This window comes from Alkalimonas amylolytica (assembly GCF_900107845.1).
In the GTDB taxonomy this organism is placed as follows: Bacteria; Pseudomonadota; Gammaproteobacteria; order Enterobacterales; family Alteromonadaceae; genus Alkalimonas; species Alkalimonas amylolytica.
On the sequence record NZ_FNRM01000004.1, the window covers coordinates 88,970 to 104,122 of the forward strand.

The window sequence follows — 15,153 nt, forward strand, 5'->3', positions numbered from 1 at the left end:
CGGGCTGCTTTTGGCAGAGTGTGATTGATACAAACAAAGTTCATAGCTTGTCGCCCTTGATGTCCATGGCCAATTGATAGTATTCCCTCTTTGAGACAGATTGTACCCCCTGCAACTGGCCTTTCACAACAGAGCAGCAGGAAAAATACAGCTCAGTCTGGTTTAAATAACGTCAATTCAGACACCCGGCTATCAATCAGTTGATGCACAGCCTGAAACCCATCGCCTTGCAAGCCACCAAGCAACAGCTGTACCTGTGCTTCGGATAAGCCCTCGGGCAAGTCCCTTACTTCAGGAAAAAAAGCGCGCTCAAAGGCGGCTGTATCCAAAGTGAGCACCTTCACATCATCAATCTGGTGCAAGTGCTCTGCAAACCAAATGCCGGCTTTATTGGCCGCAATATCGACAAAGCTATAACCCGACCCGCCATCGGCCGCATCATGAATTTCTTTGAGTCTGCCAATCTGATCGGCCAGGTAAGGATTGCCTACCTGCTTGATAACCGCCGAATACAAAAAGTGCAAGGTGAGATCGCGCCGACCTGCCAGCACAACCCCGGGTAACTTAGGTACCGCCTCCCGTCCCAGCCCGTCATTGGCAAAGCGAATAAAACCACGGTTACCAAAGCCTGTGGCCAAGGCCCAGAGCGCCTGGCGATACTCATATTCCTGTTGGGCTTCAGATGCCGATCGCTCAAGCGCAAGCAAGAGCAACTGTTGGGTAAAAAATGCCAGCCGCCGTTCTTGCGGGTAGGCCTCAGCAAGACGCTCTAAAGCCGCTAAGTAAACGTCGACATCGGGTGCCAACGGCGCTGCAGTGCCTAACAATTCGCGGCCAAGTTGACGCCCGGAATACAGCCGGGGATTTAATTGCAAATCAATGTCACTGACATCAGGTTGACGAAAAACCAGGCGTCCATCGCTCAGGCGGCCCTGTTGCAACAATGCCAACAGCTGTTGATCGGATGGCGAGGCAAAGACGATACGCACAGAAGTACGCAGCATCAACATAGCCAGCATGCCCGGCACAGGCAGCTTGCCCAGTTGACAACTGTCGATGGCAAAACCAGCGCGGGTTTCAGAAAATAAGCAATAGCCATGCAATAAACGCTGTTCAAACGGGCGCGGTAAAGTCATTGCTACATGCACTACCACCCCAAAGTCTCCCAAAGCACCATGGAACACCACAGGATGTAACGTATGGCTGGCTACATTCAATAACGCATCCAATTGCGGCTGTGCCAACTCAACCTCAATCCCATTTTGGCTAAAACGTAATTGCTGCAAGGTAGAGCTTACCAGTTGATGCGAGTCCACCACATCCTGGCTGCTCAGGCTGCGGGAGTCCACCTGACCTTTGGTGGTGATCAGCCAAAACAGCACAACTCCGAGCACACAGAGTCCAATCGTACATTTCACCACAAAGCGCAGTAGCTTTTTCCACATCCGGCCCATTCCTTTTCCAAACTGCTCAGCGCCAGCCAGGCGCGCACTTTTCTCAAAGTGCATGTACAATACTACAGATTTTTGTTAAAAAAGCATCATGCGGTCTTACGTTAGCGCCGCCCCAACAGAAAAGGACGCACTATGTTGAAGCCCATTATTATGGCTGGTGGCTCAGGAACCCGTCTCTGGCCTTTATCCCGCGGCAACTACCCCAAGCAGTTTCTGCCACTGGCTGGCAAACATAGCATGTTGCAGCAAACTTTGCTGCGCCTGAATGGCGTTGAACACCAGCCTCCGCTTATCATCTGCAATGAAGAACATCGCTTTCTGGCGGCAGAGCAAATCCGCCAGCTGGAGCAAGGGGTCATGCAAATTTTGCTGGAACCGGTTGGCCGCAATACCGCGCCAGCAATCGCTCTGGCAGCCTTGCAAGCTTGCCAGCAACAAGACGATGCCATCTTGCTGGTAATGGCCGCGGATCATGTCTTTACCGATGTTGAAGCCTTACACCAAGCGATAGCTACTGCGCTGCCCTTTGCCGAATCAGGAAAAATGGTGACCTTTGGTATTACCCCGACCCAGCCTGAAACCGGTTATGGCTATATTCAGCAAGGCCAGGCGCTGAATGGCGGCGGCTTCACCGTAGCCCGCTTTGTTGAAAAGCCAGGCAGCGCCTTAGCACAGCAGTATCTCGACAGTGGCGATTACCTGTGGAACAGCGGCATCTTTTTGTTTAAAGCCAGCCGCTACCTGGAGGAGCTACAGAAGTTCCGCCTGGATATTTACCAAGCCTGTCAGGACGCTTTGAGCGAACAAACGCCGGATATGGATTTTATCCGCATCAAACAACACGCCTTTGAGCAATGCCCGGCTGAGTCCATCGACTATGCGGTGATGGAAAAAACCGATGCCGCTGTGGTGGTCCCCCTTGATGCAGGCTGGAACGATGTCGGTGGCTTTGCCGCCTTGTGGCAAATATCGGCCAAAGATGAACATGGCAATGTGCTCTCCGGTGATGTGATAGCGCATGATACCCGCAATAGCCTGGTTCGCAGCGATGACAAACTGGTCGCTACCGTCGGCGTAGATGATCTGGTGATCATCACCACCAAAGATGCCGTGCTGGTGGCCCACAAAGACAAAACCCAGGATGTGAAGCAAATTGTCGCAGAGCTACAACTAGCCGACAGGCATGAAGTCAGCTTCCATCGCGAAGTTTACCGGCCCTGGGGTAAATACGACTCGGTCGATAGCGGTGCGCGCTTTCAGGTAAAGCGCATTACCGTCAAGCCCGGAGCTAAACTCAGTGTACAAATGCATCATCACAGGGCCGAGCACTGGATTGTGGTTTCAGGCACCGCCAAGGTCACCATCAACGACACTGAGCAGTACCTGACTGAAAATCAGTCGGTCTATATTCCCATCACCGCCGTGCATGCGCTGGAAAACCCAGGCAAAGTGGACCTGGAGCTGATTGAAGTGCAATCAGGCTCCTATTTAGGTGAAGACGACATCGTTCGTTTTGAAGACCGTTATGGGCGTAGTTAACCGGGGCACAGCCAGCATGCACACAAACACAGTGATTACAGAAAGCGGCGTCAGCTTTGGTACCAGCGGTGCCCGGGGCCTGGTGACTCAGTTCACCCCGGATGTATGCGCGGCCTTTGCCGTTAATTTTGCTCACCTGCTGCAGCAGCATGGCCCTGTCACTGCCATCGGCCTTGGTATCGACAACCGCCCCAGCAGTTATGCCATGGCCCAGGCCTGTGCGGCTGCTTTGCAGGCACTTGACATAGAGCCACAGTATTTTGGTGTCTTACCTACCCCGGCACTGGCCAATTACTGCATGGCCCGGGGCATGGGCTGCATTATGGTTACCGGCAGCCACATCCCCTTTGATCGCAATGGCCTGAAGTTTTACCGGCCCGATGGCGAAATCAGCAAGGCGGATGAGATCCTCATTGTGCAAGGCAAACAATCAGTGCCCCAACTGCATGCACTGCCTGAGTTGGCTGAGCGCCCGGATGCCAGCCAGCATTACCTGGCTCGCTACCAGAATGCGTTTCCGGCTGGCTTTCTGGCAGGAAAAACCATCGGTATCTATCAGCACTCAAGCGCAGGGCGCGATCTCTACGGCCGCCTGTTTGAATACTTTGGTGCCAACACTGTCGCACTGGGGCGAAGTGACCACTTTGTCCCTATTGATACCGAAGCCGTCAGTCAGCAAGACCGCGTCCAGGCCATCGCCTGGACCAAGCAGTATAACCTTGACGCGCTATTCTCCACCGATGGCGATGGCGACAGGCCCTTGCTGGCCGATGAACATGGCGACTATTTTACCGGCGATGTGCTGGGATTGCTGTGCTCACAGTATCTGGCGATCTCCCATATTGCCGTGCCGGTTAGCTGTACCACCGCGCTGGAAAAATCCGGTGCCTTTAGCACGGTTCTGCGAACCCGCATTGGCTCACCCTATGTGATTGCCGCATTAAATGATTTGCCAGCGCCCTGCGCCGGCTTTGAAGCCAATGGTGGCTACCTGCTGGGTTCAGACTTGCCAAAGGTAACAGCACTGCCAACCAGGGATGCGGTGTTACCAGCCCTCGCCACCCTGGCACTGGCAGCAGAGCAACCGCTCAGCAGCTTGCGCCGGAATTTGCCACAACGTTTCACTGCCAGTGATCGGTTGCAGCAGTTTGAACGCTCTCAGAGTGATGCGTTACTGACTCATTTCAAAAGCAAGCCAGCTGCGCTACTGCAACGGCTGGGCTACAGTCAGCCAGCCGTTGAGGCGGCACTGCAAAGCCTTACCCTGGATGAAACCGATGGCTTGCGCTTCACCTTGCCCAATCAGGACATCGTGCATTTACGCCCCAGCGGCAATGCACCGGAGCTGCGTTGTTATGCGGAATCGAATACACCGGAGCAAGCCAATGCACTGGTGCATCAGGTATTGACAGGCTTAGTATCGGGTTAGCTCAGCGGGTCAATACCTGCTGCATCAGCTGCGCCAACTGCCGGGTACGCTCATAACGCGAGTAAGCAGCAATGTTGGCTGGCACCTCGCCAGCCGTTGGTTCAACCGGGATCTGGCCACTTGCCAACTGCAGACGCAGTGCCCTGGCCACAGCAGACACCCCATCGGCACAATGGCAATGCGCCAGCGGCTGCAATGTCTGAAACGTGGAACCTTTATTGGGCGTTAACGCCAGAACCGGCCGGCCTGAGCGGATGTAATCGTACAGCTTGCTTGGGATCTGGTTATTAAATAAAGGCCCCTGGATCAGCAACAAGCTATTGGCCTGCTGCATTTCAGCCAGCGAGTCCAGGTAAGGAATGCCGGGCAAAAAATGCACCAGCTCACGGATCCCCAGCTGCTGCAATAATGCCTCTTGCTCGGCGGTGCCTCCGAAGCCACGAAAGTGCAACGCAAAGTTGTCGGCGTTGATCACGCCCTCACGCTGCAACCCGGCCATGGCATGATACAAGTCCGACGGATCCCGCCCCTGCCCGTACAAAGCACCGCTGTGTAATAACACAAAACGCTGGTCAGTGCGCTCAGGACGCTTGGACAAGCGCTGAAAGTTAACCTCATCAAAGCCATTTTCTATCACCGCAAACTTGCTGAGCGGCTCATCGGCGTAGAGCCGGTGGTACAACCGGGCCGCATTGTCGGTGGTAAACACCGCTTGCTGACAATAACGGATGGTTTGCTGCTCAATCCACTTAGCAATGCCACTGTACCGGCGGGCACTGGCATCGTAGCGGCTTTGCAATGGATCCCGGTAGTCGGCTATCCAGGGCAAACCGCTGTAACGCTGCAACCGATAAGCGATGTAATGGGCAGTAGAAACCGGATAGGTGCTCCAAATCAGATCCGGTTTAAATTGCCGGATGAGTTTTTTACCAGCAGGTATCGCCGTAAGCGCCCAACTCCACCAACGATCCGGTACGCAACTAAAGCCCAGATACTTACCGCGCCAGGACAGATCACGCGCCGCATCAAGCGCCGCGCAGCGCTCAATATGCAAAACGTCCGGGCAACCGGCCGCAGCATCGGTTTGCTGGTAGACCGATGCTTTCACCGTCAACACCACCACATCCCAACCAAAATCCTGCAGATACTCGGCAAACTTATAGGTGCGCTGCACGCCGGCGCTTTGACAAGGCGGAAAATCCAGCGCAATCATCAACAGCCTTTTTTTTGGCTGCACTTCAGTAGCCATTGGTTCCTCCGGCATCGCGCTGGGTACTGCGCAGCAGGCTCAACATAAAACGGCTCTGTGACGTTGGCCAGGGTGACACCCGGTGCAAGCAAAATGCCTGGCTGTCAATGTCGGTGTTACTGCCAGGCACCGTACTAACGGCATAGCGAAAACCCGCTCGCTTCACCATATCGATATGATGATCATCAAAGTCACGGCCATACTGACCATTCGGATACGCAAAACTGACCACCTCTTGCTGCAGCAACTGCTCGAGTTCGAGCTTGCTGCTACGAATTTCCTGCTCTGCGACCGCATCCTGCTCCAACATTAAAATCGGATGATGCACCGAGTGAGCGCCAAACTCCATGCCAGCCTCGGCCATTTGCCGGATTTGTTCTGGCTGTAAAAACTGCCTGGAGTTATGCATCACACCGGTTGCTTGCCGCAAGCTGGCCAGTTGCTGCTCACGCTGCTCTACCGTCAGGTACTTGAGTTTGTCTATCATGGTTTTCGCCAGTCGTAAGCGTTTGGCAAAGGTATTGACCGAATAGTCGGTTGCATTGAGAGTGAGCTGGTGGCAGTTCACCGGCGCATCGATAATGGCTTCTGCAATCTGCTCTTCCCACAACTGGCCATGAGTCAGGCCTGCGGTGGTAATAAAAAAAGTGGCGCTCAGACCATGCTGCTTGAGCAACGGGAAAATATAATGAAAACAGTCGTCGTAGCCATCATCCACCGTGATTACTGCCGCATGCTTTGGCAGCCGCTCTTCGGCAGCCAAACGGCCAGCTTCAGCGAGTGTCAGTACCTGGTAGTAACGTTTAATCCACCCCAACTGGCGCGCAAAGGCTTCCGTGCTTAAAGCTGGTAAATAAGTGATCTGCCCTTCAGGGGCGACACGATGGTAGGTTAGGATGGTCAAAGCATTCTCTGAGCGCTTGCTCATGAACTGCTGAGTACACTTGAGAAAAAATGGCATCATAGTAAAGGTGCATCCATGAATTGCTGGTGCCGCATTGCAGACACATCCCTGCTCACTGGAGGCTCTGTTTTAACACACTAGGCTGATGACTGCCAAGCAAAGCATGCAGCTCAGCCAAACTTTCGCGATAAGCCGCATCATGCCCGATCCGCATATGCCAGGAGCGGGTTCTGCACATAAAGTAATGAAAAAGCCGTAATAGCACGCAACGAGCACGGATCAGGCGATAACAAGCGCTCTGAGTCACTTCCGGCCCTAATAAGCTGTAGCCTTTTAAAAACGCCGATTGCAGTTGCTCAACAAAGGATGAGCGGTAAAAAAAGTGATTGTGCATGCGACCCACTTTTTCCAGAAAATTGATTGGATCAAATAAACTGCAATCCATCCTGTAGTCGGTAAAATCGATCACAGCCAACCGCTCTTTATTGGTAATCATATTATGCGGCGCAAAATCACCGTGACAACCTGCGACAAAAACACCATGTGGCATTCCTTCAGCCTGCGCTGCTTTTGCTAATTGCATGAATGCTTTATTTAGCGAGGCACTCACTCCTGGTGCTTGCTGCTGTAGCAAGTAATCAATCCGCTCCTGACAATAAAGTGCCAAAGGTTCAAAACTTACCGACACCGCTTTATCGGCGGTCATCTGTTGAAACTCACGCAACCAGACACCGGCCAGCTCGGTCATTTGCACTGCAGCTTTCACCGAGCTTTGGCCAAATAAGCGAGCGGCACCGGTGAGTAAGTCTTCCAGCTCGGTGCCTGCAACTTCTTCCGTTAACAAGCTGGCAGAATCAGCATAGAGCTTCACCGGATGGGGAACATCCAGCATCTTCACCCGATCAAACTGCTGACTTAACCGCACCATAATATCGTACTCGTTTTGAATACCGGCTTTGGCTTTGGCTTGGTCACTACTCTCGCACAGTGTTTTCAAATACAGCCTAAACGGGGTACCCTTGCTAGAGCTATGTAAACGGAAAACCGTCGAGAAAGGGGTTTCAATGATCTGATGAGAGTCAATCCGAAACCCTTCACCATACAAGCGAATCAGATCCTGATCCTGGCAGACCTGCTGCAATACATCCTGCGCTTTGGCAGAGTTTGACATGATGTTATTCCCTTAACGGCACACGGATTAACCCTGACATCTGTTTTTAACTAAAACCGATGCAAACGGCTGCTACTTTACAGTTTTATTGCACTCAAAACCAGTCTGAGCAGCAAAGCGATACTGCAAAGCCAGAGTTCATGACACCACCATATAATCAACAAAAAATACCTGACAGCAGCTTTATTCAAGGTTAAGCTAGTTTGTGCCATGCAAAAAAACGGTTCAGGGCAAAACCTGTCACGATATCGAAAAGGGATTATTTCGTGCGTACAACAAAGCGTTTAGCAACCAACCTTATCGTCCACACATCGACCAAAGAGTCCACGCTCTGCAGCCGCGACCATACGGTGTACCGGCTGGATTTGGCCGATCACACTTTAAGCAAGCTGTGCCAGCTACCGGCCAAAGCCCCCGGCCTGGTTGGCTGGTTGAAGCACAAGCTGGCCAGAAGCCGGCTGCGGCAGTGGCTGAAACCACAACTGGGCATTGAACACCTGATTGAAACTGCCGATGGCAACATTGTGATGGTGTACGACCGCATCTATCTGTACCGCCCCAACCAGGGCACAACTTACGCCAGTGTCGTGCCAACATCACATATTCCTGATCTGGTTGGCCCGCTTCGTGGCGGCCTTACCAGCCATCCGGTATCGGGTGCGGTCTACTTTGGCGAATACCTGAATAATCACAGTTGCCCGGTGCGGGTGATTAAAATCGATCCAGCCAGCCAGCAGGCAGACATCTGCTGGCAATTTGCCCGCGACGACATTAAACACATTCACGCTATTCGGTATGATCCCTACCGCAACCGGCTGTGGATCACCACCGGTGACGCCGACCACGAATCAGCCTTTTACTATACCGACGATGAATTTCAAACGGTGTATAAATTTGCCGGTGGCGATCAAAGCTGGCGTGCTATTAGCCTGCTGTTTTACCCGGACTGCATGGAATGGGGCATGGATGCCGGTAAAGATGCGCCGGCCGATGCCATCAACCATATTTATCGCTACCATTTTGCCAGCGGACAGCGTGAGCGTATTGCCACCATTGGCAACCCGGCCTATGCCGCTGTGCCTTGCGCAGATGGCGCTGCCATTATGGCAACGACCTTTGAACCAGGCCGCCAGCAAGCAACACCGGAACAAGCCGCATTGTGGTTTCGTAGTAAAGACGGTCACTGGCAAGAACTGCTGGCACTGGATTACCAGGACAGCCAAATGGCCACGGTAGGCCGCTATGGCATGATTTACCTGCCCAGCGGCACCCTGCCAGCCAATCAGGTGCTGTTTACACCTGTCAACTGTGCACAAAGCCATTTACACTGTTATGCCCTGACGCTTGACTGATAACTTACCACGGAAAGGATACGCCATGCTTCGCTCACTCAAAGGCCTGATCAAAACCACCCTGCAAAAACTAAACCGGCAGCGCTCGGCGCAAAAAATAAAACAGCAAGCCGAGCACATCAGCCAGCAGCAATTGGTGGAGGATTTACAACAACTGGGCCTTCAGCAAGGTGATACGGTGTTTTTGCACTCCTCATTGCGTAGCTTAGGCTATGTCGAAGGTGGCCCTGCTGCGGTGATTGCAGCCTTGCAGCAAGCCGTTTGCTCCAATGGCAATATTTTACTGCCGGCCTACTATTTGCCCGGGGGTACCATCGAAGCCACCTGCCAACTCGATGATTACCAATTTGATCCCCGTATCCACGGCACCCATATGGGCCGATTGCCGGAAACCTTTTTAAAATCCACCGGGGTCAAACGTAGCCTGCACCCAACGCACTCGGTCGCCGCCTGGGGCAAAGATGCCGACTACCTGACCAATGGCCATCACCAGGCACCGTCGGTGTTTGGCGAAGGCTCACCCTGGCAGCGCTTTCTGGAGATGCCACAAGCCAAAGTGCTGGGACTGGGCATCAGCATGGGGCCAGTGACCTTTTATCACTTGCTGGAAGATGAGCTGGGCGAGGACTTCCCGCTACCGGTTTGGGAGAAAGAATACCGCTTGCCCTGCATTGATGACAACAACACCGTCTGGCAGGTCCCTGTGCGCTCTTACAACAAAGAGCTCGCCCGTCAGCGCATCGACCATCCATCCAGAGACGACTTACGGCAGTATTTTATGCAGGAGTTTCAGCAAGCGGGCTACCTGAAAAGCGGCAAGGTTGGCGCTGGCGACAGCTGGTTTATTCCTGCCAGTGACTTTTTGCGGCATTTAAAACAACTGGCCAGCGAAGGTATCACCATTTATAGCGCGGCTGAACAGCTTGAATATGACTGATACAACAAAGATAACAGCCGATGACTATGCATACCTTAATCTATTGCGTGGTGCATCAATCATCCGCGTTATGCTGGTTCACCTGGGATTATCCTGGTTCTATCCGCCCTACTCCTACTACATCGGTATTTTTTTCCCCTTACTGTTTTTTATATCCGGTGCAGTCAGTTATACCAGCTTCAAAAAGCATAAAAATATCACCATACATCTTAAAAAAAGAGCCATCGAAACTCTGGTTCCTTACTATGTATTTTCTGTGCTGGTGGTAACGCTGGGTTTCACCTTAGGTCATAACTACATTAGCTCCACTGACAGCATACTTAGATGGCTACTGGTATCACCCAATCTATCGCAGGTAGAAATACCTATCGGTCAAATCTGGTTTATTAAAACCCTGATCATCATTCATCTGGTATCATCCTTCGTTTTTAAATTGGCTGATTACTTCAAGCAAGCTGTAATGGCCGCTTTCCTGATCTCATTGTTCGCGGTGATTGGCAATGACATCACTCAGTTCAAAGACCGTTTGTTCGAGAACCAATTGATTCAATTGCTCGGGCCTGATGCACTTTGGAACAGCATAGCGCTTCTATCATGTTACCTGGCGGGTTCACTCTTCTACTCGGCAGGGTTCTCACTCAGACAGCACAGACTAGCAACATGCCTTGCGTTTTCGATGCTTGCTGTAGTCGGCTTATACCTTACCGGGTTTAACAGTGACTTTAACTTTCACTTCATGCAGAAGAACTTATTTTATGTCGCCACCGCTATCAGCGTGACTACAGCCCTTTTCGTTGTTCAGAAACCGCTGTTTCATTTGATAAAGCACATGAAACCAATCGAAAAACTCCTGCTGTTTAGCAATGCACATTCCTACGCTCTGTTCTTGCTGCATACGGTTATCTTGTTTTATGTGGAAAGAGTGATGAGTTGGCAAGATTTAAGCGGGAATTATGGTTTAGCCATCGCCAGAATGCTGCTCGTCATTACCCTGTCACTTTGTGTCGCTCCATACTTCTCACGACTAACAAAAGCGATAACGAAGAAACTGCTGCAAGAGCACGCTGTTCTAAGAAAAAAAACGAACCGGACACTTTAAATACAGCGACTTCCCCAAGCAGGCTATTAAGGTACTGCTATCGCATTTTTGCTGAATAACTGGCCAAAAAGCGGGTGCCTAAGCAGTTTTAACCACAGCAACCACCAAAATGGCATCAGCAAGGCAATAGTGCCCACAATCAGCAGTGGCTGGCCTTGCTGAAAATCATACAACTGCTGAAACAGCCAGACCGGTAGCAGGCAGAGCAGTGTCATAGCGCCATTCTGCAGCACCGTCTTGAGAAGTTGCCGTAGACTGAGAGCCAGCAGCACCCGTATCAGCCACACCAGGATACAGGCTTCCATCATGGCTACGGCTACAAAGCCGAGCGCCATCGCCTGCAAGCCTTGTGAGTACAATAAAATGCAAGCCAGTAGAATCGCCAGCGCATTGCCGCTTTCACGCCACAGGGTAAAGTATGGGCGGCCCAGCGCTATCATAAAGCTGTGAAACTGAAAGTGCAGGGTTTTCAACCCAGCCCACACCATCAGTATGCTGGCTATGGGCGCAGCGGCATCCCATTGGTCACCAAATAACAAACGAATTACCGGCAAACTGGTCACAGCAGCAACCGCCAACACCGGCCACGCCAGTGCATTAAACAAAGCGCTGCCCCGAAGATAAGCCGCCGCCAGATCGCCCCCGGTGCGCTTAATTTCGGCAATATAGGGCAAAGACACGATACCAACCCCCATACGCAGACCATCGGATAAGAACTGCACAAAGCCCTGTCCACGCGAAAAGATACCGACCTCAAAGGTTGTTCCCATACGACCAATCACCAAATCCGGCATCACCTGACCTGCCCGCCGCATAAATTCCGCCCCTGTGGTAATCAAGCCCAGGCTGGCTATGCCGGTCATCTGCCGGAACTGAGGCCGGTTGTGCATCTCCTGCGGCCGATACAGGGTGTTAAGTAACACCAGCTGCATGGCAAAACCAAGCGCATAGCCGAGCGCCAGCGCATAAAAGCTGTAGCCCAGCAGAATAAAGCCCAAGGTGGCGATAAAGGATGCCAAAGCACTCAGTAGCTTGATGTTGCGCAGCTCAGCAAAAGCCATGGCTCGCACCAGTAAGGCATAGGGAATACTGACATAGGGCGTGATGATAAAGGTAGACGTCAAGATAAGCAGCAACAGCGGCGCTTCCTCAATGCGGTAATACCGTGCAATCGGCAGTGCCAGCAGTAGAATGGCAGCCGCCAGCAACCAGGACATCAGCATGGTTAAACCAAGGGCGCTGCGCACTTTGGCTTTATCAATCTGTTCTGCCCGCACCAGATAGACCCCGGCTCCCAGGGCTTTGAACTCCGATAGAATCATCACCAAAGCCGCGACCACGGCGTAGGTGCCGATTTCATCCGGCGTCAGCAGGCGCGCAATCACCATGGCCGAGCACAGTGCTATCGCCTGCAACAACACCGAGGTAATGGACGCATTGATAATGGCCTTTTTGACTTTACTCATGCACCACCACTAGCCCTGCCCCAGGCTCTGGCGCTTGGGTGTGCGCAAATGGCGCAGCTGATTCAGGTAAATCATCGGTCGGAAAAAATAAAAAAAGGTCACCGCACTGTCTTTCACCGTGCTCGATCGCAAACAAGACAGCAGCGCACGCAAGCGCATCGGTGCCGCGATAAAATCTGCCTGGGTAATTTCCCGCATCAAAGCTAGCACATTGAACAGGGTTCGTCTGCCAGCCAGGGCATCGCCGCGCGCCTTGTTGCTGGCATAGGGAATATCGGCAAATTCAGGAAACGCCTGCGCAATGCAGCTGGCATGAAATTGCTGTGAAAAATACAAATCTTCAGGCAGCGCCCGCAGAAAATCAAACAGCTCGGCTTGCATGTAGGGGAAAAAAGCCTGGCTGTTGCCATTTAATTGCCGAAAACTGCTGATGGCAATGGCGCGGCGGCTGCGATTCCAAAAGTAAAAGCTTTTCACCGGAATCACCTCACCGGCGAATTTTTCCAGCTCAGCTTGCAACCGCGCTTGCAGCCGCTGTGGCGGCACTAAAAACTCGGGCCGGGCTTGAAAGTAGGCTTCAAAATAAGGATCCATCGGCGCGATTAAAGCCGTTAACGCAGCCCAGTCGCCTTGCTGATAACACCAGTGCATCTGCGGCGTCACGACTTTGGACTGGCTGAGCACATCCCCGCCAAAGCCATCCAACACCAGACCCGGTGTTTTTTGTGTCATGTACTGGCCAACCTGATTGATCCAAAAATGATCGTAGGTTTCAAAACTGGTGCGAATATTTTTTTGCTGTTCGGCATTGTGCAGCCGCTGCTCTGAATTCAGTACCCGGTGCGGCACCTCCAGCCGCTGGCAGAGCTCTCGGGCTATGGTCACATCATCGTTGCTGTGAGGCGACAACACCCGGGTGGTGTAGCTTTCTTTAACCGGCAACCCCAAGGCACAGGCGGTCAACAAAATATGGCGTGAGTCTTTGCCGCCTGTCAGTGGCACATACAGCGGCAACTGACAACCGCGAAGCTTTGCCAGCGCCCGAGCAAACAACTGTTGATAGCGGGCCGCAGTGAAGGGCTGCAGCATTCGTTTAAACTCAGGTCGACGGCTTTCGATGGTCAGGCCGGTGTCATCCAATCGCACGGTCAGCTTGCCTTCGGCTCGTTTAACCCCCAAAAAGGCCGTATCGCTGCCCAGGTAAAAGCCAAGCCGCAGGAAAAGTCCCACCGCTTCGCTATCGGTTTCCAACTGAAAGCGCTCCGCCAGCAACGCCAGCGAATTGCTGATCACCAGTTGCGAGTCCATTTGGCAGTAGTACAAAGGATACAAGCCGAGCCGATCCCCAGAGAGCTCAAAACGTCCCTGCTGCAAAGACCAGCGCACAAAAGCACCGTCATCCGAAGCTTCCCCATCCAGTTGGTAACCCACAAAGCCAGCAGCTGCTCCCTCCAACAGCTCAGGCTGTGGCTGGCAGCGCAAACGGAGCATAAAGTCAGCCTGGGTACCTAAACGTATATCCGATGCAGTCGCCATCTCTAGCTCCATCTCGCTGTCAAAAACGATTAATAATCAAACCAGACTCAACAAGCTTGCTGCTCTTGATACCATTGTCAGACGATTGCTGATAACCAGTCACTTCGTTCCGTGAGTTAATCCGAGCTTATGGCAATTTGATTGCAGTTTAATGACGGCTGCATGAAATAGGCTGGCGCAGAAAAACGGTTGGAGGGGAACAAAAAAGCCGCCTGAATTCGGCGGCTAAAAAGAGGGATGGAGGTTAGGCCATGTACTGCCCACCATTGACCGAAATGGTCGAGCCGGTGATGTAGCCTGCATCATCAGAGGCTAAAAATAGCGCACATCGGGCGATTTCATCCGGCTGGCCCAAGCGTCCCACCAGAATATGCGGTACGATTTTTTCGTTCACAATATCGGCTGGCATGGCATTGACCATATCGGTGGCAATGTAACCCGGGCAAATCGCATTGACGGTAATGCCTTTACGGGCATTTTCCATCGCCAGTGCCTTGGTAAAACCAAGCTCCCCAGCTTTGGCGGCGCTGTAATTGGTTTGCCCTGCCTGGCCTTTTTGGCCATTGATCGATGAAATATTAATAATGCGACCAAAACCACGCTCGCGCATGCCTTCAATCACCGGACGGCACATGTTAAACAAAGAGCTTAGGTTGGTATTGATCACTGCCTGCCACTGCTCCAGCGACATTTTATGAAACATGCCATCGCGGGTAATGCCGGCATTATTGACCAGAATATCCACCGGCCCCAAATCGGCTTCCACTTGGGCAATACCTTGCTGACAAGCGGCAAAATCACTGACATCCCACTGATACACCGCAATCCCGGTTTGCTGATAAAAAGTCTGTGCTGCAGCGTCATTGGCCGCATAGACCGCAGCAACACGGTAGCCTGCTTTTTGAAACGCTTCGGAAATGGCCCGGCCAATGCCGCGGGTGCCACCCGTGATTAGTGCAACTTTTTTCATAACAATTCCTTTGATATTTTCCTACCGATGGGATGTCTAATTTTCCG

12 protein-coding genes are annotated in these 15,153 nt (G+C 52.3%); 5 read left to right on the forward strand and 7 right to left on the reverse strand.

The genetic code is table 11. The features are described from left to right. Positions 1-152: 152 nt before the first annotated feature. Entirely contained in the window at positions 153-1,445 is a 1,293-nt protein-coding gene (locus BLW37_RS09360) for a YfiM family lipoprotein (RefSeq protein WP_139243689.1), read from the reverse strand. Between the two features lie 141 nt (positions 1,446-1,586). Between BLW37_RS09360 and BLW37_RS09365 the strand changes: the two genes are divergently transcribed. After that, positions 1,587-2,993, forward strand: a complete 1,407-nt coding sequence (locus tag BLW37_RS09365; RefSeq protein ID WP_091342201.1) for a mannose-1-phosphate guanylyltransferase/mannose-6-phosphate isomerase — start codon at positions 1,587-1,589, stop codon at positions 2,991-2,993. A 16-nt stretch (positions 2,994-3,009) separates the two neighbouring features. Then, on the forward strand, positions 3,010-4,422 hold the full coding sequence (locus BLW37_RS09370; protein WP_139243690.1) for a phosphomannomutase: 1,413 nt from the start codon (positions 3,010-3,012) through the stop codon (positions 4,420-4,422). A gap of 1 nt (position 4,423) precedes the next feature. Here BLW37_RS09370 and BLW37_RS09375 read toward each other — a convergent pair whose 3' ends face one another. The 3 genes from BLW37_RS09375 to BLW37_RS09385 all read right to left on the reverse strand — a co-directional run bounded on the left by BLW37_RS09375 (position 4,424) and on the right by BLW37_RS09385 (position 7,746). Further along, positions 4,424-5,671: a glycosyltransferase gene (locus BLW37_RS09375; RefSeq protein WP_091342205.1), complete on the reverse strand. Its 1,248-nt coding sequence runs from the start codon at positions 5,669-5,671 to the stop codon at positions 4,424-4,426. Next, positions 5,661-6,599 (reverse strand): polysaccharide deacetylase family protein, encoded by a 939-nt coding sequence (locus tag BLW37_RS09380; RefSeq protein WP_171907585.1) that lies wholly within the window; start codon positions 6,597-6,599, stop codon positions 5,661-5,663. Before BLW37_RS09380 ends, BLW37_RS09375 begins: the two co-directional genes overlap by 11 nt. Before the next feature lie 88 nt (positions 6,600-6,687). Beyond that, positions 6,688-7,746: a phosphotransferase gene (locus tag BLW37_RS09385; protein ID WP_091342208.1), complete on the reverse strand. Its 1,059-nt coding sequence runs from the start codon at positions 7,744-7,746 to the stop codon at positions 6,688-6,690. Between the two features lie 266 nt (positions 7,747-8,012). Here BLW37_RS09385 and BLW37_RS09390 point away from each other — a divergent pair, with 266 nt between their 5' ends. The 3 genes from BLW37_RS09390 to BLW37_RS09400 are packed head-to-tail and all read left to right on the forward strand — an operon-like array spanning position 8,013 to position 11,134. Beyond that, the gene (locus BLW37_RS09390) at positions 8,013-9,098 is read left to right on the forward strand and encodes a hypothetical protein (protein WP_139243691.1); all 1,086 of its coding nucleotides are present in this window, start codon (positions 8,013-8,015) and stop codon (positions 9,096-9,098) included. 25 nt (positions 9,099-9,123) lie between these two features. Beyond that, the gene (locus tag BLW37_RS09395; protein ID WP_091342211.1) at positions 9,124-10,035 is read left to right on the forward strand and encodes an AAC(3) family N-acetyltransferase; all 912 of its coding nucleotides are present in this window, start codon (positions 9,124-9,126) and stop codon (positions 10,033-10,035) included. Further along, the gene (locus BLW37_RS09400) at positions 10,028-11,134 is read left to right on the forward strand and encodes an acyltransferase family protein (RefSeq protein ID WP_091342213.1); all 1,107 of its coding nucleotides are present in this window, start codon (positions 10,028-10,030) and stop codon (positions 11,132-11,134) included. Before BLW37_RS09395 ends, BLW37_RS09400 begins: the two co-directional genes overlap by 8 nt. Positions 11,135-11,160: 26 nt before the next feature. Here the strand turns inward: BLW37_RS09400 and BLW37_RS09405 are convergent, their stop codons facing one another. The 3 genes from BLW37_RS09405 to phbB all read right to left on the reverse strand — a co-directional run bounded on the left by BLW37_RS09405 (position 11,161) and on the right by phbB (position 15,106). Next, on the reverse strand, positions 11,161-12,600 hold the full coding sequence (locus BLW37_RS09405) for an oligosaccharide flippase family protein (RefSeq protein WP_091342215.1): 1,440 nt from the start codon (positions 12,598-12,600) through the stop codon (positions 11,161-11,163). A gap of 9 nt (positions 12,601-12,609) precedes the next feature. After that, positions 12,610-14,136: an asparagine synthetase B family protein gene (locus tag BLW37_RS09410; protein WP_091342217.1), complete on the reverse strand. Its 1,527-nt coding sequence runs from the start codon at positions 14,134-14,136 to the stop codon at positions 12,610-12,612. Between the two features lie 244 nt (positions 14,137-14,380). After that, the gene (gene phbB, locus BLW37_RS09415) at positions 14,381-15,106 is read right to left on the reverse strand and encodes an acetoacetyl-CoA reductase (protein ID WP_091342219.1); all 726 of its coding nucleotides are present in this window, start codon (positions 15,104-15,106) and stop codon (positions 14,381-14,383) included. Between the last annotated feature and the right edge of the window lie 47 nt (positions 15,107-15,153).